The organism is Pseudomonas sp. GL_091 (assembly GCF_057837725.1).
Genome location: NZ_CM174451.1, coordinates 5,964,680 through 5,982,936 on the forward strand (window position 1 = coordinate 5,964,680; position 18,257 = coordinate 5,982,936).

An 18,257-nucleotide genomic window follows, 5' to 3' on the forward strand; every position below is an offset into this window, starting at 1 on the left:
TAAATTAGTTCAAGTGCTCGACACGGATTCGTACAACCGGCCCGACCACACCCGCCAAGGCTTCCAAAGCAGCAATGGCATCGTTGATGTGCTGCTCCAGCACGCGGTGGGTCAGCAGGATCATCGGCACCAGGCCGTCGTGCTCCTCGGCTTCCTTCTGCATGATCGACTCGATGTTGATGCCGCGCTCCGAGAGGATGCTCGCGACCTGAGCCAACACGCCCGGATGGTCCTTGGCCTGAATACGCAGGTAGTAGGCGCTTTCGCAGGCTTCGATCGGCAGGATCGGGTGAGCCGACAGCGAGTCCGGCTGGAACGCCAGGTGTGGTACGCGGTTTTCCGGGTCGGAAGTCATGGCACGGACCACGTCCACCAGGTCAGCAATCACCGACGAAGCGGTCGGCTCCATGCCGGCGCCAGCGCCGTAGAACAGGGTCGAACCGGCAGCATCGCCGTTGACCATCACCGCGTTCATCACGCCGTTGACGTTGGCGATCAGGCGATCGGCCGGAATCAGCGTCGGGTGCACGCGCAGTTCGATACCGGCCGCGGTGCTGCGCGCCACGCCCAGGTGCTTGATGCGGTAACCCAGCGCTTCGGCGTAGTTCACGTCGGCGGTGGTCAACTTGGTGATGCCTTCGGTGTAAGCCTTGTCGAACTGCAACGGAATACCGAACGCGATGGACGCCAGGATCGTCAGCTTGTGAGCGGCGTCGATACCCTCAACGTCGAAGGTCGGATCGGCTTCGGCGTAACCCAGGGCCTGGGCTTCGGCCAATACGTCTTCGAAGGTGCGACCCTTCTCGCGCATTTCCGTCAGGATGAAGTTGCCGGTGCCATTGATGATGCCGGCTACCCAGTTGATGCGGTTGGCGGACAGGCCTTCGCGGATCGCCTTGATCACCGGGATGCCACCGGCCACCGCCGCTTCGAACGCAACGATCACGCCCTTCTCGCGGGCCTTGGCGAAAATTTCATTACCGTGAACGGCGATAAGCGCCTTGTTCGCGGTGACCACATGCTTGCCATTCTCGATGGCCTTGAGTACCAGCTCGCGGGCAACGGTGTAGCCGCCCATCAGCTCTATAACGATGTCGATCTCAGGGTTCGTGGCCACTTCGAAGACATCGTTGGTAATCGCAATACCGGTCGTTTGGAACTGAGGCTTTGGCGTGCGCATGGCAATTTGTGCCACTTCGATCCCACGCCCGGCACGACGAGCAATTTCCTCGGCGTTGCGCTGAAGTACGTTGAAGGTACCGCCACCGACGGTTCCTAACCCACAGATGCCTACTTTGACCGGTTTCACTGTGAACTCCCCATAAAACGGCCGACTCGAGGCCGGCCGTGAAAACAACCGCATACTCGCGGCTCTCTATTGATGGCCCGGCGAATGTCGCTGCCGGACCATGATCGTCAAGGCTTGCCGTGACGATGCGAATTTACTTCGCGCCCAGCGCCAGTTTGGCGACTTGTGGCGCAGGCTGGTAGCCCGGAATGACCTGACCGTCGGCCAAAACGATGGCCGGTGTGCCGTTCACGCCAATCGACTGGCCGAGTGCGAACTGTTTGGAAACCGGGTTATCGCACTTGGCGGCCTTGATTTCCTTGCCGTCGACCATTTTGTCCATGGCCGCTTTCTTGTCTTTCGAGCACCACACCGCTTGCAGCTGTTCGTCACCCGGCGAACCCAGGCCCTGGCGCGGGAACGCGACGTAACGCACTTCGATGCCGCGCTTGTTCAGCTCAGGCACTTCGGCGTGGAGTTTGTGGCAGTACGGGCAAGTGGTGTCGGTGAATACGGTGATGTGCGACTTGGTTTCGCCAATGGCCGGGTAGACCACAGTTTCGGCAACCGGGATGTCGTTGATCAGCTTGGAGATGCCCAGGCGCTCGGTCTTCTCGGTCAGGTTGACCGGCTTGCCGTCCTTGAGATCGAACAGGTAGCCCTGAACCACGTACTGGCCGTCGGCACTGGCGTACAGCACACGGCTGCCTTTGAGTTTGACTTCGTACAGGCCTGGCAACGGGCTGGCGGTGATGCTTTCCACCGGGACTTCGAGCTGGAGGTTTTCCAGGCTTTTACGAATGGCTTTGTCGGCCGCATCATCGGCGACGGCAAAAGTGCTGACCAACGCAATGGCTGCGGCGGCGAAAATCTGGGTCAGACGCATGAGAACTCCTGAAGGCGGACAAATGGGACGATCAGAACGCCCGTGCCGAAACACCGGGTCATAACCGCCCATCGTACAAACCGGCTCAGCCTATCACATAAGGTCCGTAGGGCCGAATGCACCTGATGCAAGACATTTGTGGCGACACAATCCCCTGTGGGAGCGAGCCTGCTCGCGAATGCGGTGTGCCAGTCGTCATTAATTCTGGATAGGCCGGCCTCTTCGCGAGCAGGCTCGCTCCCACAAGTTTTGCATTAGCCTCTGGGATGGTGTTTTGCGTGCAGATCCTGCAAGCGCGCCCGGGCAACATGGGTGTAGATCTGCGTCGTCGACAAATCGCTGTGCCCCAGCAGCATCTGCACCACCCGCAGGTCTGCACCATGGTTGAGCAGGTGCGTGGCGAAGGCATGGCGCAAGGTGTGCGGCGAAAGCGACTTACCGATCCCGGCCACCTTGGCCTGGTGCTTGATCCGGTGCCAGAAGGTCTGGCGGGTCATCTGCTCGCCACGCAGGCTCGGAAACAACACATCGCTGGGACGCCCGCCAAGCAGTTCGCTGCGGGCATCACGCATGTAGCGCTCGACCCAGACAATCGCCTCCTCGCCCATCGGCACCAGCCGCTCCTTGCTGCCCTTGCCCATCACCCGCAACACGCCTTGACGCAAATTGACTTGCTCCAGGGTGAGGCTGATCAGCTCGGTTACCCGCAAGCCACAGGCATACAGCACTTCGAACATGGCCCGGTCGCGCTGACCGATGGCCTCGCTCAAATCAGGCGCCGTCAGCAAGGCTTCCACATCCGCCTCGGACAAGGACTTCGGCAGCGGCCTGCCGAGTTGCGGCATATCAACCCGCAACGTTGGATCGACCGAGATCATCTTTTCCCGCAACAGATACCGATAGAAGCCACGCACACCCGAAAGAAATCGCGCAGTGGAACGAGGCTTGTAGTTTTGCTCCAGGCGCCAGGCCAGGTGGTCGAGAATCAACTCGCGCCCGGCATTGACCAGCTCCAGTCCTTTGTCCTGTAACCAGCCGTTGAACAGCGCCAGGTCACTGCGATAGGCATCGCGGGTGTTATCGGAAAGGCCTTTCTCCAGCCACAAGGCATCGAGGAATTGGTCTATCAGCGGGTGATCGATGGCAGGCATGGGCACTCGAATCACGCAGCCTTGGGACTGCGCACAAAATTAAAAATGGACATGGAAACGGCCGCTAGTCTTTCATAGGCCGCGATTTCAAGGAACAGGGAGCAGCAATGAGCGAGCAGCAGATATTACTGGCATTTGGCGGAATCGGTGCGGCGGCACTGCTCTGTCAATGGCTGGCCTGGCGCTTGAAACTGCCGGCAATCCTTTTCCTGCTGTTGACCGGCATCCTGGCCGGCCCTGTACTGCACTTGCTCGACCCGCAGGAAATGTTCGGGCCACTGCTGATGCCGCTGGTGTCCCTGGCGGTGGCGCTGATCCTGTTCGAAGGCAGCCTGACCCTGCATCTGTCCGAGTGGCGCGAAATCGGCAGCGTCGTCCATCGCCTGGTCACGATTGGCGCCCTCTCCACTTGGGTGGTCATTGCTGTCGCCACTCACTGGCTGCTGGATTTCGACTGGATGCTGGCCATCCTGTTTGGCAGCCTGACCCTGGTGACCGGGCCGACCGTGATCGTACCGATGCTGCGCGTCGTGCGCCCGAAAGCGTCGATTGCCAACATCCTGCGTTGGGAAGGCATTGCCATCGACCCCATCGGTGCCCTGCTGGCGGTGGTCGTCTATAGCTTCATCATCGCCAGCTCCGAAGGTAACGGCCTCGAGGAAAGCCTGCTGACCTTCGGTGGCGTGATTTTGTGCGGCAGCTTGTTCGGTGTTTTTGGTGGTTGGTTGCTCGGTACGCTGATTCGCCGCCAGTGGCTGCCGGAATACCTGCACAACCTGGCAGCGCTCGCGGCAGTCCTGGGTATTTTCATTGCCTCCAACGAAGTCACCAACGAATCCGGGTTGCTGGCCGTGACCTTGATGGGCATGTGGCTGGCCAACATGAAAGGCGTGGACGTGCGGCACATCCTGCACTTCAAGGAGAACCTCAGCGTGCTGCTGATCTCCGGCCTGTTCATTCTTTTGGCGGCTCGGCTGGACCTGAACGCCATGATCGGGCTCGGGCCTCTGGTGCTGATTTTGCTGCTGGTCATTCAATTCATCGCCCGCCCTTTGAATGTGCTGCTGTGCACGGCGGGCTCCAGCCTGAATTGGCGCGAACGGGCGCTGCTGGCATGGATTGCCCCAAGGGGCATCGTGGCAGCGGCGGTGTCGGCAATCTTCGCCATTCGCCTGCACGCGGCCGGTCACCAGGGAGCGTTGCTGCTGGTGCCGCTCACCTTTGCGGTGATCATCGGCACGGTGGTGTTGCAAAGCGCGACGGCACGACCGTTGGCACGCCTGCTGAAGGTGGCGGAACCGGCACCGAGCGGTTTCCTGATCATCGGCGCCAACGGACCCGCACGCACGCTGGGCAAGGCCCTGCAACAACTGGGCAGCCGGGTGCTGCTGACGGATTCGAGCTGGGAAAACATTAGTGCAGCGCGGATGGAAGGCTTGTCGACCTATTTTGGCAACCCGGCGTCGCAACATGCCGATGCGCACCTGGACCTGGTCGGCCTCGGGCATTTGCTGGCGCTGTCTCCCTCTGGCGAGATGAACACCCTGGCGCTGATGCGCTTTCGTCATGAACTGGGCCATCAACGCATGTTCGGCCTGGCCAGCGGCCAGGAAAGCCGTCGCACCGACAAGCATCGCACCAGTCTGGAACATCGCGGCAACCAATTGGGCAGCGAAGCGCTGACCTACGCCAAGCTCGCCAGCCAGCTGAGTCAGGGCTCAGAGCTTTACAGCACGACATTGACGGACGGTTTCAGTTGGGACGATTACCGCGCGCTGCATGGCGAGCGTGCGACCCTGCTGTTCGTGCGCGACGACAGCGGTTGGGTGTACGTGGTGACACCGGAAAGCACGCTGAAGCCTTCGGCGGGATGGACGTTGTTGGCGTTGATTCAGCCGGAGACTGTTGGCGCCGGCTAAATCCCATCGCGAGCAGGCTCGCTCCCACAGGAAATCTCCTTTGACCACAGATTTTCGGCTCGCCAGAGAGCATGTGTGGGAGCAAGCTTGCTCGCGATGGGCATAACCAGGTCTTGTGTCGCGGGATAAATCGCAGGCAACAAAAAAGCAGCCCGCAGGCTGCTTTTTTTTGCATCGGAAGCTGGACTTAAGCCAGTTTTTCCTTGATGCGAGCTGCTTTACCCGACAGGTCACGCAGGTAGTACAGCTTGGCTTTACGTACGTCACCGCGACGCTTGACAGCCATGCTGTCGATTTGCGGGGAGTAGGTCTGGAAAGTACGCTCTACGCCAACACCGTTGGAGATTTTACGAACGGTGAATGCACTGTTTACGCCGCGGTTACGCTTGGCGATAACAACACCTTCGAACGCTTGCAGACGCGAACGGTCGCCTTCCTTCACTTTCACCTGAACGACAATGGTGTCGCCCGGGGCAAAGGTAGGGATCTCTTTGGTCATCTGCTCTGCTTCGAGTGCAAGGATGATTTTGTTAGTCATGCTGTGCTCCTAAGGTAAATCGTCGGATCTACCATCGATACGTTGTTAACTATCGTCCCGCTCGCGGATGTATTCCTCGAGCAGCTTCTTCTCTTCTCCAGAAAGCGAGCGGCTTTCCAGAAGATCGGCGCGTCGTTCAAAGGTCCGACCAAGGGACTGCTGTAAACGCCAACGCCGGATGTGCGCGTGATTGCCACTTAGCAATACGTCGGGAACACGCTGATCCGCATACACCTCCGGTCGGGTGTAGTGCGGGCAATCCAGCAAACCATCCGTAAAGGAATCTTCCTCGGCGGAGTCCGCATGCCCTAAAGCTCCAGGCAGCAGTCGTGTAACCGCATCGATCAGGACCATCGCCGGCAGCTCGCCGCCAGACAGTACATAGTCGCCAATCGACCACTCTTCATCGACATGAGCATCAATAAAACGCTCGTCAATGCCTTCATAGCGGCCGGCAATCAGGATCAATGCATCCAGATTCGCCAACTCGCGTACCGCCGACTGAGTCAGTTGACGGCCTTGGGGGGACAGGTAAATCACCTTCGCCGCCTCCCCGGCTGCTGCCTTGGCCTGAACCAGAGCATCTTCCAGGGGCTTGATCTTCATCACCATGCCCGGACCACCGCCAAACGGGCGATCGTCCACAGTGTGATGTCGATCCGTCGTGTAGTCTCGCGGATTCCAACAGGTGAGCTGCAAGAGCCCCTGTTTCACCGCCCGACTGGTGATGCCGTACTCGCTGACGGCGGAAAACATCTCGGGAAACAGACTGATCACTTCTACGCGCAAGTTAGCCACGCTTAGAAATCCGCGTCCCAATCCACCTTCATCTCGCCCGCTGCCAGGTCGACGGCCAACACGCATTGCTCCGTATAGGGCAACAGGCGTTCGCGATCATCCAGGCTGCCAGCGCAAGGCTTGACCACCATGACATCGTTCGAGCCGGTCTCCAGCAGGTGATCGATTTTCCCGAACAGTTGTCCGAGGGTGTCGATGACCTTGAGACCTTCCAGCTGGTACCAGTAGTACTCGCCGTCGGTGAGTTCAGGGAACAGGTTGCGCGGCACGCAGATCTCATAACCGGCCAGAAGACGAGCTTCTTCGCGATCATCGAGATCCTTGAGCTTTGCGACCAGGAACTTGTCGTTCCCGCGTCCGCTGACCAGCTCTACCTGCTTTACATTACCGTCACGCTTGAGCGTCCAGGTTTTGTAGTCCAGCAGGTTTTTAATCGGATCAGTAAAGGAGTACACCTTCACTTCGCCGCGAACGCCGTGAACAGAATAAATCTTGCCGATAACGATCAAATCATCAGCAATGGCAGGCGTCGCGTTCATATTGCTCAGGCCGCAGCCTTAGCAGATTCCTTCAACAACTGAGCAACGCGCTCAGAAGGTTGTGCACCAACGCTCAGCCAGTAGGCTACGCGCTCTTGGTTCACGGACAGACGAACTTCCTGACCACGGGCAACAGGGTTGAAGTAGCCAACCTGTTCCTTGTGCGAACCGTCGCGCGGGTTGCGGCTGTCGGTTACGGTCAAGTGGTAAAACGGGCGCTTTTTGGAGCCGCCAAGGGCAAGACGGATTGTTAGCATGTGAACATCGTTCCTGTAGTCGGTGCTGCAAATCTAAAGGCACAGCGGGCATGGGTGCCCGAAAGGCCGCATATTCTAAGGAATATCCGGACTTTTGCAAATGACTTTTTCCGGCGGTCTATCGGCCGCCATGCAGATTTGCTATAGAGCCGTCGTTGAAAACGGCCGGTCAGCTCCCGCCAAGTGCGGGTTTGCTGTATATCCCACTTCCGTGTGGGGCTGCGCCGACCTGATGGCCGGCGCGGATTCGTGTGTCCTTTCTCGCCAATACGCTCACATTTTGGCGAGTGACTGGTGCCCTCAGGCAAGGCGCCGCGACGAGTCATAGCCCGCTATGGCGAGGAGCGGCAACGCCGCATGAGGGCACCAGACGCCGCCAAAATTGAGCAGTATTGGCGTGAAAGGACACTATATCTTCGGCATGCCGCCGCCGGGCAACATACCGCCCATGCCGCGCATCATCTTGGCCATTCCGCCTTTCGCGGAGAATTTCTTCATCATCTTCTGCATCTGCTTGTGCTGCTTGATCAAGCGGCCGATGTCCTGCACCTGGGTGCCGGAACCCATGGCGATCCGGCGTTTGCGCGAACCGCTGATCATCTCAGGGTCGCGGCGCTCGGCCGGGGTCATGGAGTTGATGATGGCTTCCATCTGCTTGAATTGCTTTTCTGCCGCGCCCTGGGCGTTGCCCATTTGCGCCAGGTTCACGCCCCCCATGTTCGGCAGCTTGTCCATGAGCCCGCCGAGGCCGCCCATGTTCTTCATCTGTTGCAGCTGATCGCGGAAGTCTTCGAGGTCGAAGCCCTTGCCCTTCTTCAACTTTTTAGCAAGCTTGTCGGCTTTGTCCTTGTCGAGCGTCGCTTCCGCCTGCTCGATCAGGCTGAGCACGTCGCCCATGCCGAGGATGCGCGAGGCGATACGCTCAGGGTGGAACGGATCGAGCGCTTCGCTCTTCTCGCCCATACCGATGAACTTGATCGGTTTGCCGGTGATGGCGCGCACCGACAGCGCGGCACCGCCACGGGCATCGCCGTCGACCTTGGTCAGGATCACACCAGTCAGCGGCAATGCATCGCCGAAGGCCTTGGCCGTGTTGGCGGCGTCCTGGCCGGTCATGGCGTCGACCACGAACAGGGTTTCGACCGGGTTGATCGCGGCGTGCAGGGCCTTGATCTCGCCCATCATCTCTTCATCGATGTGCAGGCGACCGGCGGTATCGACGATGACCACGTCGATAAATTTGAGTTTCGCTTCCTTAATAGCCGCTTGCGCAATCTCGACCGGCTTCTGGCTCAGGTCGGACGGGAAGAAGGTAACGCCGACTTCACCGGCGAGCATTTCCAACTGTTTGATCGCCGCTGGACGATAAACGTCGGCGGACACGACCATGACCGACTTCTTCTTGCGCTCTTTAAGGAAGCGCGCGAGTTTGCCGGCGGTGGTGGTTTTACCAGCGCCCTGCAAACCGGCCATCAGGATGACCGCTGGCGGCACGGCGCTAAGGTTCAAATCTTCGTTGGCCGCGCCCATCAGGCTTTCGAGTTCGGCCTGGACGATCTTCACGAAGGCCTGGCCCGGCGTCAGGCTGCGCGACACCTCGGTGCCTACGGCGCGTTCCTTGACCGAATTGACGAAGTCCTTGACCACCGACAGGGCGACGTCGGCTTCGAGCAACGCCATGCGCACTTCACGCAGGGTGTCTTTGATGTTGTCTTCAGTCAGCTTGGCCTTGCCGGTGACATGGCGCAGCGTCTGCGAGAGACGGTCGGTTAAGTTTTCAAACATTGCGCGATCCTTTCAGGCCCTGTGTAGACCGGGATAATGGCGGCCCGGACCGGACTAAACGTGTGCTCGGCGAGCCTGCGGCGTGGGCAGGTCGCGGATTATAGCGAAGACTGTGGCCGGCGGACACCTCGCTGTCGGGTTGCGCGGTCTTTCGTGTGGCAGGGGTTCTATGCCAAACTCAGCGACTTTCGGGCTTGCCTAACAGGATTTATGCTCCCCTTGTCACCCAGCTTGCTAACTACCCTCGCCGCCGCCTGCTTATATGCCGCTGCGACCATTTATCAGGGCACTCGCCTGGCGTCCGGCGCCAAGGTCAACAAACGCCTGCTGGTCATGCTCGGCGTGCTCGCCGTATTGGCCCACAGCGCCAGCCTGCTTACCCACCTGCTGACCCCGGGCGGCCTGGCCCTGGACTTCTTCAGCGCCGCCAGCCTGATTGCCGTGGCGGTCATCGCACTGACCCTACTGGCCTGCTCGCGGATTCCGGTAGAGAACCTGCTGGTCCTGCTGCTCCCGCTTGGGGCCTTGACCGTGTTGCTGGCGCATTTTGCCCCCGCCGGCACGGTACAGGTCATCGATGAGGAGCCAGGCATCCTCGCCCACATCCTGCTTTCGATTCTGGCCTACGGCATGTTCACCATCGCGGTGTTCCAGTCCTTGCTGCTGCTGGTTCAAGACCACCAGCTCAAACACAAGCACCCCTCCGGGCTGATCAAGAATTTCCCGCCGCTGCAAACCATGGAAAGCCTGCTGTTCGGTTTCCTCTGGGCCGGCTGGACGCTGCTATCGCTGTCGCTGATTTCCGGCTGGCTGTTCGTCGAGAACCTGTTCGCCCAGCACCTGGTGCACAAAACCCTGCTGGCCTGCCTGGCCTGGGTCGTCTTCAGCGTGCTGCTGTGGGGACGCAATCGCCTCGGCTGGCGCGGGCACAAAGCCATTCGCTGGACCCTGGCCGGTTTTTGCCTGCTGATGCTGGCGTATTTCGGCAGCAAACTGGTTCGTGAATACATCCTGCATATCTGACGGGCGGCATTAATGGACGACTTGCCCATAGGGCCGATGCTCGCGGTAGTGACCCTGCTGGTTTTATGGTCGGGGCTGTTTACCGCCATCGAAGCGGCGCACCAGCATTTGCTGGCCCAGCGCACCGCAACGCGTTCCAGCGACAAACCGGTGGCGAAACTCAGCTTCCCCCTGGCCAGCCTGATTTTTTGCAACACCCTCTGCCGTGCACTCGTGGTGGTCATCAGCACCTTGCTGGCCATTTTCACCTGGGCCGAGAACGGCCCGTGGGTCGCCTGCCTCGGGGCGGGCGCCACGTTGCTGGTATTTTCCGACTACTTGCCACGCGCCCTCGCCGCTCGCTATCCAGATGCGATCCTGGCCCAAGGCAACAACCTGCTGCGGGTGCCGCTGAAAATCATCTATCCCGCGGCATGGCTGCTCAATAGCATCAGTCAGTTGCTGACGCGGCCATTCGCCCGTAAAGCCAAAGTAGTGCAACAAAGTGAGGACGAAGCGCTGACGGAGCGGCATGCGCCCTCCGAAACCGTAAGCCGCCCTCACCCGCTGCCAGGCATCCACGCGCTGGACAACATTACCGTCAATGACATCCTGGTACCGCGCAGCGACGTGGACGGCATCAATCTCGATGACTCCATCGAAGAAATCATCGAACAATTGCGCCACAACAAGCACACGCGCCTGCCGGTGTTCCACAGTGATATCAACCAGGTCGAAGCCGTCCTCAACACCCGACACATCCTTCACTTGCTGCCCGATGCGAGCCTGACCAGGGAAGCGTTGCTGGCGGCCAGCCACGAGCCGTACTTCGTGCCGGAAAGTACCCCGCTGCAACTGCAACTGCTCAATTTCCATAAGCAGCAGCGGCGCCTGGGCATGGTGGTCGACGAGTACGGCGAAGTGCTGGGCATCGTCACCCTGGAAGACATTCTCGAAGAAATCGTCGGCGAGTTCGAAAGCCAGCAGAGCCTGGACAATCCGCACATTCATCCGCAAGCCGACGGACGCCTGGTGATCGACGGTGCCGCGTCCATTCGCGAGCTGAATAAGAGCCTCGGCTGGCACCTGCCCAGCGATGGCCCGAAAACCCTGAACGGCCTGGTCACCGAGGCCCTGGAAACCATTCCCGAAAGCGCGGTGTGCCTGAAGATCGGCCGGTATCGCCTGGAAATTCTCGAGACCGAGGACAACCGCGTCACGCGGGTGCTGATCTGGCAGACCAGTTCGATGCCTGTCGTTATCTAAAGGTCAGCGCAGTTTTCTGTGGCGAGGGAGCTTGCTCCCGCTGGACTGCGAAGCAGGCCCGAATGCATTCACCCCTATTGCGGCCGCTGCGCGCCCGAACGGGAGCAAGCTCCCTCGCCACAAAGGTCCGCAGTCACTCAAGCCACTTGTTCGATCGTTAGCCACCTTCCTATAATCGAAGCGCTTACCCAAGCCTCGCCGGCCCGTGCTTACCCCGCACTTCGCAGCTTCCGGCCTGTCCACCCGCAAAAAGCCCGCTACAAACCGACGATTGTTCCTACCTTGAACAGCGACCGTGCTTCCCCCCACATCCCTGGGTTCTCGACCATAATAATTCGCTCCACTGGAGCACATGACTGTCAGGGATAACCGCATGACGACCAGCACGACCTACAGCAAATCCACACCTGCGCAACCGACGAACTCCGCCACCCGCGTGGCCACCGCAAGCTTCATCGGTACCGCCATCGAGTTCTACGACTTCTACGTCTATGCCACCGCTGCCGCATTGGTGATCGGCCCGGTGTTCTTTCCGCAGACATCCGGCACCGCCCAGATGCTATCGGCGTTTCTCACGTTCGGCATCGCCTTCCTTGCACGCCCCTTGGGTTCAGCCCTTTTCGGTCACTTCGGCGACCGTATCGGCCGCAAGTCGACCCTGGTCGCCTCGCTGCTGCTGATGGGCGTGTGCACCACGCTGATCGGCGTGCTGCCGGGATACGACAGCATTGGCGCCTGGGCACCGATCCTGCTTTGCGTCCTGCGCTTCGGCCAAGGCCTTGGGTTGGGCGGTGAATGGGGTGGTGCGGCATTGCTGGCCACGGAGAATGCGCCCAAAGGCAAGCGCGCATGGTTCGGCATGTTCCCGCAACTGGGTCCATCCATCGGCTTTCTCGCGGCCAACGGCCTGTTCCTGACCCTGGCCGTGGTGCTGGATGATGAACAGTTCCGCTCATGGGGCTGGCGTATTCCGTTCCTGCTCAGCGCCGCACTGGTGATGGTCGGCCTGTACGTTCGCCTCAAGCTGCATGAGACCCCGGTATTCGCCAACGCCATGGCGCGCCAGGAACGGGTGAAAATCCCGCTGTTCGAGCTGTTCGGCCAATACTGGGCGCCCGTATTGCTGGGCGCCGGCGCGATGGTCGTGTGCTACGCGCTGTTTTACATCTCCACGGTGTTTTCCCTGAGTTACGGCGTGGCAACGCTCGGCTACAGCCGCGAAACATTCCTCGGCCTGTTGTGCTTCGCAGTGCTGTTCATGGCTGCCGCCACCCCGCTGTCGGCCTGGGCCAGCGACCGTTACGGGCGCAAACCGGTGCTGATCATCGGCGGCGTGCTGGCGATCCTGTCCGGCTTCCTCATGGAGCCGCTGCTGACCCAAGGCTCGACCTGGGGTGTGGCGCTGTTCCTGTGCATCGAACTGTTTCTGATGGGCGTGACGTTTGCGCCGATGGGTGCGCTGCTGCCGGAGCTGTTCCCCACCCACGTGCGCTACACCGGCGCCTCGGCGGCCTACAACCTGGGCGGTATCGTCGGCGCGTCCGCGGCGCCGTTCTTCGCCCAGAAACTGGTGGCGATGGGCGGCTTGAGCTACGTCGGCGGTTATGTGTCCGGGGCGGCGGTGCTGAGTTTGATTGCGGTGCTTTGCCTGAAGGAAACGCGGCATAACGATTTGAATCGCATCGACTGATAGACCGCCATCGCGGGCAAGCCACGCTCCCACAGGGTTAGTGTCGTACTACCTTTTTGTGATCGACACCGACACTGTGGGAGCGTGGCTTGCCCGCGATGGCGTCATTGCAGACAAAACGCCCCCCTGAAAAACCACAACTTTCCCCCGCCCACCGTCACCTCGCTCTACGCGCTTCGGCTCATCCCCGCTATACTTCCCGGCTTTTCCTGAATAAATGCCAATAGGGTCCCGCCGCGCATGGATAAGACCTACCAGCCGCACGCCATTGAAACTTCCTGGTACAACACCTGGGAGTCAGAGAATTACTTCGCCCCGCAAGGCGCGGGCGAGTCCTACACCATCATGATCCCGCCGCCGAATGTCACCGGCAGCCTGCACATGGGTCACGGCTTTAACAACGCGATCATGGACGCCCTGATCCGTTTCCGCCGCATGCAGGGTCGCAACACCCTGTGGCAGCCGGGTACCGACCACGCCGGTATCGCCACGCAGATGCTGGTAGAGCGCCAGCTCGAAGCCAAGGGCCAGAGCCGCCATGACCTGGGCCGCGAGAAATTCCTCGAGAAAGTCTGGGAGTGGAAAGATGAGTCCGGTGGCAACATCAGCCGTCAGATCCGTCGCCTCGGTTCGTCCGTAGATTGGAGCCGCGAGCGCTTCACCATGGACGACGGCCTCTCGGAAGCCGTTAAAGAGGCTTTTGTACGCCTGCACGAAGATGGCCTGATCTACCGCGGCAAGCGCCTGGTCAACTGGGACACCAAGCTGCACACGGCGATTTCAGACCTCGAAGTGGAGAACCACGACGAGAAAGGTTTCCTGTGGAACCTGAAATACCCGCTGGCCGACGGCGCCAAGACCGCTGAAGGTAACGATTTCCTGATCGTCGCGACCACTCGCCCGGAAACCATGCTCGGCGACTCCGCCGTGGCCGTTAACCCGAACGATGATCGCTACAAAGCCCTGATCGGCAAATTTGTCGAGCTGCCACTGGTTGGCCGCCGCATCCCGATCATCGCCGACGATTACTGCGACCCTGAATTCGGCACCGGCTGCGTGAAAATCACCCCGGCCCACGACTTCAACGACTATGAAGTCGGCAAACGTCACAACCTGCCGCTGCTGAACATCTTCGACAAGAACGCCGCGGTCCTGCCGGCCTGCCAAGTGTTCAACCTCGACGGCACGCTGAACGAAACCATCGACGGCAAGATCCCGGCCGAATACGCCGGTCTCGACCGCTTCGAAGCGCGCAAGCAGATCGTGGCCGCGTTCGACGCTGCCGGCCTGCTGGTCAGTGTTGACGATCACGCCCTGAAAGTGCCGAAAGGCGACCGCTCCGGCACCGTCATCGAGCCTTGGCTGACCGACCAGTGGTACGTGTCCACCAAGCCTTTGGCCGAACCTGCGATTGCCGCCGTTGAAGACGGCCGTATCCAGTTCGTGCCGAAACAGTACGAAAACATGTACTTCTCGTGGATGCGCGACATCCAGGACTGGTGCATCAGCCGTCAGCTGTGGTGGGGCCACCGGATTCCGGCCTGGTACGACGAGTCGGGCAAGGTCTACGTCGGTCGCGACGAAGCCGACGTGCGGGCCAAGCACAACCTCGGCCCGGACGTAGCGCTGCAACAGGACAATGACGTTCTCGACACCTGGTTCAGCTCGGGCCTGTGGACGTTCTCCACCCTCGGCTGGCCGGAAAAAACCGAATTCCTGAAGAAGTTCCACTCCACCGACGTCCTGGTGACTGGCTTCGACATCATTTTCTTCTGGGTTGCCCGGATGATCATGCTCACCATGCATTTGGTGAAAAACGAAGACGGCACGCCGCAGGTTCCGTTCAAGACCGTGTACGTTCACGGCCTGGTGCGTGACGGCCAGGGCCAGAAGATGTCCAAGTCCAAGGGCAACGTCCTGGACCCACTGGACATCATCGACGGCATCGAGCTCGAAGCGCTGGTACAGAAACGCACCTCCGGCATGATGCAGCCGAAACTGGCAAAGAAGATCGAGAAGCAGACCCGCGACGAGTTCGCCGAAGGCATCGCCAGCTACGGCACCGACGCCCTGCGCTTCACCTTCTGCTCGCTGGCGTCGACCGGTCGCGACATCAAGTTCGACATGGGCCGCGTCGAAGGCTATCGCAACTTCTGCAACAAGATCTGGAACGCGGCGCGCTACGTGCTGGACAAGGGCGAAGACTGCGGCCAGAACGGCGAAGCCTTTGAGCTGTCCCTGGCTGACCGCTGGATCATTTCGCAGCTGCAACGCACCGAAGCCGAAGTGACCCGCCAGCTCGACCAGTTCCGTTTCGACCTGGCCGCACAAGCCTTGTACGAGTTCATCTGGAACCAGTATTGCGACTGGTACCTGGAACTGTCCAAGCCTGTGCTGTGGGACGAAAACGCGCCGGTCGAACGCCAGCGCGGCACCCGTCGCACCCTGGTGCGCGTACTGGAAGTCGCCCTGCGCCTGGCGCACCCGTTCATGCCGTTCATCACCGAAGAAATCTGGCAGCGCATCGCGCCGCTGGCTGGCATCGAAGGCAAGACGATCATGCTGCAACCTTGGCCAGTGGCCAACGAAACACGCATCGATCAGGCGGCCGAAGATGACATCGAATGGCTCAAGGGCCTGATGCTCGGCACTCGTAACATCCGTGGCGAAATGAACATCGGCCCGGGCAAACCGCTGCCGCTGTTCCTGAAGAACGTCAGCGCCGAGGATCAGCGTCGCCTGACCGAGAACGAAGCCCTGCTGAAGAAGCTGGCACGCCTCGAATCGATCACCGTATTGGCTGCAGGCGAAGAAGCACCGCTGTCCGCCACCGCGCTGGTCGGCGAGATGGAAGTGCTGGTGCCAATGGCCGGCTTGATCGACAAAGGTGCGGAACTGGCGCGTCTGGACAAGGAAATCCAGCGTCTGCAAGGTGAAGTGCAACGAGTCGGCGGCAAGCTGTCCAACGCTGGCTTCGTAGACAAGGCGCCAGCCGAAGTCATCGAGAAAGAGCGCGCCAAACTGGCCGAGGCCGAACAGGCCCTGGGCAAGCTGGCCGAGCAGCATTCGCGGATTGCCAGCCTGTAACGGTAAATCGCAATAAACGAGGGAGGCCCATGCGGCCTCCCTTTTTTGTGCCTGTCACTTTTTTACATCCAATGAGGATCCCCCTGTGGGAGCGAGCCTGCTCGCGATGGCGGTGTATCAATCACCGATGATGGCGACTGACCCACCGCATTCGCGAGCAGGCTCGCTCCCACATTTGATCGGTGTTGCCCCACAGATGTGGGACAATGCCCGCCACTTTTAGCCATACCCGAATCGACCACCGCCATGACCGCCCCCCGTTCCCCCAAGCCTGCGCGCAAAAAGCCTGCCCCGAAGACCCCGGCCACGGCCGTCGCTCCGAAGGAGAAGGCCAGCCTGCACCCGCGCAATCGCCATCAGGGTCGCTACGACTTTCCGGCGCTGATCAAAAGCGCCCCGGAACTGAAGAAATTCGTGATCATCAATCCGTACGGCAAGGAAAGCATCGACTTCGCCAGCCCGGAAGCCGTGCGGGTGTTCAATCGGGCGCTGCTCAAGTCGTTCTATGGCATCGCTCACTGGGACATTCCGGCCGACTACCTGTGCCCACCGGTGCCAGGCCGTGCCGATTACGTACACTTCCTCGCCGACCTGCTGGCCAATGGCAATGACGGCGTGATTCCCCGTGGCGCCGCCGTGAAGGTGCTGGACATCGGCATGGGCGCCAACTGCGTGTATCCGCTGATCGGTTACAGCGACTATCGCTGGCAGTTTCTCGGTTCCGATATCGATGCAACCGCCATCGCCGCAGCGAAGGCCATTGTTCAATCCAATGGCCTGAACAAAGCGATCCAGGTACGCCAGCAGAGCAACCCCAAGCAGATCCTCGCAGGCCTGCTGGAGAGCGCAGAGCGGTTCGACCTGACCATGTGCAACCCGCCATTCCACGCCTCACTGGACGAGGCCACGCGGGGCAGCACGCGCAAATGGCGCGCCCTGGGCAAAGCCGATCCGAAACGCAAGCTGCCGGTGTTGAACTTTGGCGGCCAGTCGGCCGAGTTGTGGTGCGAAGGCGGTGAAGTACGGTTCGTGACCCAATTGGTCAGCGAAAGCGTGCAGGTCGCTCAGCAGGTGCTGTGGTTCAGTACATTGGTGTCAAAGGCGTCCAACCTGCCAGCGATCCAAACCGCCCTGAAAAAGGCCGGTGCCCTGGAAAGTCAGGTAGTGGAAATGTCCCAAGGGCAGAAGCAGAGCCGCTTCGTCGCCTGGACCTTCCAGACCAAAGCGCAGCAACAGGCCTGGCGTCAGGCACGATGGTCTAAGCCTACAGCTGAGTAAAAAGTCAAACGCACAAAAAAGCCGTGCCCGGATGACTCCTGGACACGGCTTTTTAATCAGCCTCAGCGGTTAGCAGTGACGCTCAGATCTGTAACACAAACTGATTGACAACTTTCAATATAATGTCGACAACAGGAAAGTTCATGCTTCTTCGTTTCAGCGTTTTGCTGAACGAACAATCTCTTTGAACTCACAGGCACGCGCCTCTTTACTATCGCAGTAATACCGAGTCAGCCACTCTGACCATGGCCCCTCGGTATCAATACTTACCATAGTTCCCTCTCGCTTGTACCTCATATCCAGATCTCCGCCATTTTTCAGTATGTAACCACAACGCAGGATTTCACCAACGATAGTGCCAGCTTCGGCCTCTTTGCGAGGTGCGAATATCGCCACTTCGAATTCACCTACCGGCCCACGCCCGGTTTGCGAAACACCGTACCACTCCCCCTTTCCACTTGCTGTCGAGGCTCTATAGGAACCTGTTGCAAACTCCTTGATGTCAGAGGGGCTTGGGCAGTACTCGGTAACATTTGCCAAAGCCTGGCCGGACACTAGAAACGATACACACATCAACAACTGTTTAACTTTCATAAAAACGTCCCTGTAACCAACAACTGAAATTTGGTTTTGGCTTTTTACGCAAAACCAAGCGCTACACCTTATTGATACTACCGACCCAAGGCGCACACTCAACTATCAGTTCTGTAGGAACGTTCGTTTTATACAGAGAGAAAAATGCAACTCAGCGCAAACGGCTATTCCTGTCAGAT

The 18,257-nt window shown here is 59.7% G+C and carries 15 protein-coding genes; 6 read left to right on the forward strand and 9 right to left on the reverse strand.

The window, feature by feature from the left end; genetic code table 11:
- Positions 1-4: 4 nt before the first annotated feature.
- The 3 genes from AC3ITY_RS27100 to xerD form a co-directional block, all read right to left on the reverse strand.
- Positions 5-1,309, reverse strand: a complete 1,305-nt coding sequence (locus tag AC3ITY_RS27100; protein ID WP_007998527.1) for a homoserine dehydrogenase — start codon at positions 1,307-1,309, stop codon at positions 5-7.
- Positions 1,310-1,442: 133 nt separating this feature from the next.
- On the reverse strand, positions 1,443-2,174 hold the full coding sequence (gene dsbC, locus AC3ITY_RS27105) for a bifunctional protein-disulfide isomerase/oxidoreductase DsbC (protein ID WP_007990033.1): 732 nt from the start codon (positions 2,172-2,174) through the stop codon (positions 1,443-1,445).
- 254 nt (positions 2,175-2,428) lie between these two features.
- The gene (gene xerD / locus AC3ITY_RS27110) at positions 2,429-3,325 is read right to left on the reverse strand and encodes a site-specific tyrosine recombinase XerD (RefSeq protein WP_489306053.1); all 897 of its coding nucleotides are present in this window, start codon (positions 3,323-3,325) and stop codon (positions 2,429-2,431) included.
- Positions 3,326-3,432: 107 nt separating this feature from the next.
- On the opposite strand from xerD, the gene AC3ITY_RS27115 reads away from it, so the two are divergent.
- Complete coding sequence (locus AC3ITY_RS27115) at positions 3,433-5,244, forward strand: cation:proton antiporter (RefSeq protein WP_489306054.1); 1,812 nt, start codon at positions 3,433-3,435, stop codon at positions 5,242-5,244.
- Between the two features lie 187 nt (positions 5,245-5,431).
- Here the strand turns inward: AC3ITY_RS27115 and rplS are convergent, their stop codons facing one another.
- From rplS to ffh, 5 genes are all read right to left on the reverse strand, one after another.
- On the reverse strand, positions 5,432-5,782 hold the full coding sequence (gene rplS / locus AC3ITY_RS27120; protein WP_003175895.1) for a 50S ribosomal protein L19: 351 nt from the start codon (positions 5,780-5,782) through the stop codon (positions 5,432-5,434).
- 45 nt (positions 5,783-5,827) lie between these two features.
- Entirely contained in the window at positions 5,828-6,580 is a 753-nt protein-coding gene (gene trmD / locus AC3ITY_RS27125; protein ID WP_489306055.1) for a tRNA (guanosine(37)-N1)-methyltransferase TrmD, read from the reverse strand.
- A 2-nt stretch (positions 6,581-6,582) separates the two neighbouring features.
- Positions 6,583-7,119 (reverse strand): ribosome maturation factor RimM, encoded by a 537-nt coding sequence (gene rimM / locus AC3ITY_RS27130; RefSeq protein WP_223459710.1) that lies wholly within the window; start codon positions 7,117-7,119, stop codon positions 6,583-6,585.
- Between the two features lie 5 nt (positions 7,120-7,124).
- Positions 7,125-7,376: a 30S ribosomal protein S16 gene (gene rpsP, locus AC3ITY_RS27135; RefSeq protein ID WP_007972721.1), complete on the reverse strand. Its 252-nt coding sequence runs from the start codon at positions 7,374-7,376 to the stop codon at positions 7,125-7,127.
- A gap of 408 nt (positions 7,377-7,784) precedes the next feature.
- Positions 7,785-9,161 (reverse strand): signal recognition particle protein, encoded by a 1,377-nt coding sequence (gene ffh / locus AC3ITY_RS27140; protein WP_489306057.1) that lies wholly within the window; start codon positions 9,159-9,161, stop codon positions 7,785-7,787.
- 210 nt (positions 9,162-9,371) lie between these two features.
- Here ffh and AC3ITY_RS27145 point away from each other — a divergent pair, with 210 nt between their 5' ends.
- The 5 genes from AC3ITY_RS27145 to rlmF all read left to right on the forward strand — a co-directional run bounded on the left by AC3ITY_RS27145 (position 9,372) and on the right by rlmF (position 17,484).
- Entirely contained in the window at positions 9,372-10,184 is an 813-nt protein-coding gene (locus AC3ITY_RS27145; RefSeq protein WP_489306058.1) for a cytochrome C assembly family protein, read from the forward strand.
- A gap of 12 nt (positions 10,185-10,196) precedes the next feature.
- Complete coding sequence (locus tag AC3ITY_RS27150; RefSeq protein WP_489306060.1) at positions 10,197-11,429, forward strand: transporter associated domain-containing protein; 1,233 nt, start codon at positions 10,197-10,199, stop codon at positions 11,427-11,429.
- A gap of 373 nt (positions 11,430-11,802) precedes the next feature.
- The gene (locus AC3ITY_RS27155; RefSeq protein ID WP_489306061.1) at positions 11,803-13,119 is read left to right on the forward strand and encodes an MFS transporter; all 1,317 of its coding nucleotides are present in this window, start codon (positions 11,803-11,805) and stop codon (positions 13,117-13,119) included.
- Between the two features lie 240 nt (positions 13,120-13,359).
- Positions 13,360-16,206, forward strand: coding sequence for a valine--tRNA ligase (locus AC3ITY_RS27160; protein ID WP_489306063.1), 2,847 nt, complete (start codon positions 13,360-13,362; stop codon positions 16,204-16,206).
- A gap of 246 nt (positions 16,207-16,452) precedes the next feature.
- Complete coding sequence (gene rlmF, locus AC3ITY_RS27165) at positions 16,453-17,484, forward strand: 23S rRNA (adenine(1618)-N(6))-methyltransferase RlmF (protein WP_489306064.1); 1,032 nt, start codon at positions 16,453-16,455, stop codon at positions 17,482-17,484.
- Between the two features lie 156 nt (positions 17,485-17,640).
- On the opposite strand, the gene AC3ITY_RS27170 is transcribed toward rlmF, so the two are convergent.
- Positions 17,641-18,078, reverse strand: a complete 438-nt coding sequence (locus AC3ITY_RS27170; RefSeq protein ID WP_489306066.1) for a DUF3757 domain-containing protein — start codon at positions 18,076-18,078, stop codon at positions 17,641-17,643.
- Between the last annotated feature and the right edge of the window lie 179 nt (positions 18,079-18,257).

What these genes read in the sequence shown, in the direction of transcription:
- dsbC (WP_007990033.1), bottom strand. Translation starts at nt 2,174, where the DNA reads ATGCGTCTGACCCAGATTTTCGCCGCCGCAGCCATTGCGTTGGTCAGC.
- xerD (WP_489306053.1), bottom strand. Translation starts at nt 3,325, where the DNA reads ATGCCTGCCATCGATCACCCGCTGATAGACCAATTCCTCGATGCCTTG.
- AC3ITY_RS27115 (WP_489306054.1), top strand. Translation starts at nt 3,433, where the DNA reads ATGAGCGAGCAGCAGATATTACTGGCATTTGGCGGAATCGGTGCGGCG.
- rplS (WP_003175895.1), bottom strand. Translation starts at nt 5,782, where the DNA reads ATGACTAACAAAATCATCCTTGCACTCGAAGCAGAGCAGATGACCAAA.
- rimM (WP_223459710.1), bottom strand. Translation starts at nt 7,119, where the DNA reads ATGAACGCGACGCCTGCCATTGCTGATGATTTGATCGTTATCGGCAAG.
- rpsP (WP_007972721.1), bottom strand. Translation starts at nt 7,376, where the DNA reads ATGCTAACAATCCGTCTTGCCCTTGGCGGCTCCAAAAAGCGCCCGTTT.
- ffh (WP_489306057.1), bottom strand. Translation starts at nt 9,161, where the DNA reads ATGTTTGAAAACTTAACCGACCGTCTCTCGCAGACGCTGCGCCATGTC.
- AC3ITY_RS27145 (WP_489306058.1), top strand. Translation starts at nt 9,372, where the DNA reads ATGCTCCCCTTGTCACCCAGCTTGCTAACTACCCTCGCCGCCGCCTGC.
- AC3ITY_RS27150 (WP_489306060.1), top strand. Translation starts at nt 10,197, where the DNA reads ATGGACGACTTGCCCATAGGGCCGATGCTCGCGGTAGTGACCCTGCTG.
- AC3ITY_RS27155 (WP_489306061.1), top strand. Translation starts at nt 11,803, where the DNA reads ATGACGACCAGCACGACCTACAGCAAATCCACACCTGCGCAACCGACG.
- AC3ITY_RS27160 (WP_489306063.1), top strand. Translation starts at nt 13,360, where the DNA reads ATGGATAAGACCTACCAGCCGCACGCCATTGAAACTTCCTGGTACAAC.
- rlmF (WP_489306064.1), top strand. Translation starts at nt 16,453, where the DNA reads ATGACCGCCCCCCGTTCCCCCAAGCCTGCGCGCAAAAAGCCTGCCCCG.
- AC3ITY_RS27170 (WP_489306066.1), bottom strand. Translation starts at nt 18,078, where the DNA reads ATGAAAGTTAAACAGTTGTTGATGTGTGTATCGTTTCTAGTGTCCGGC.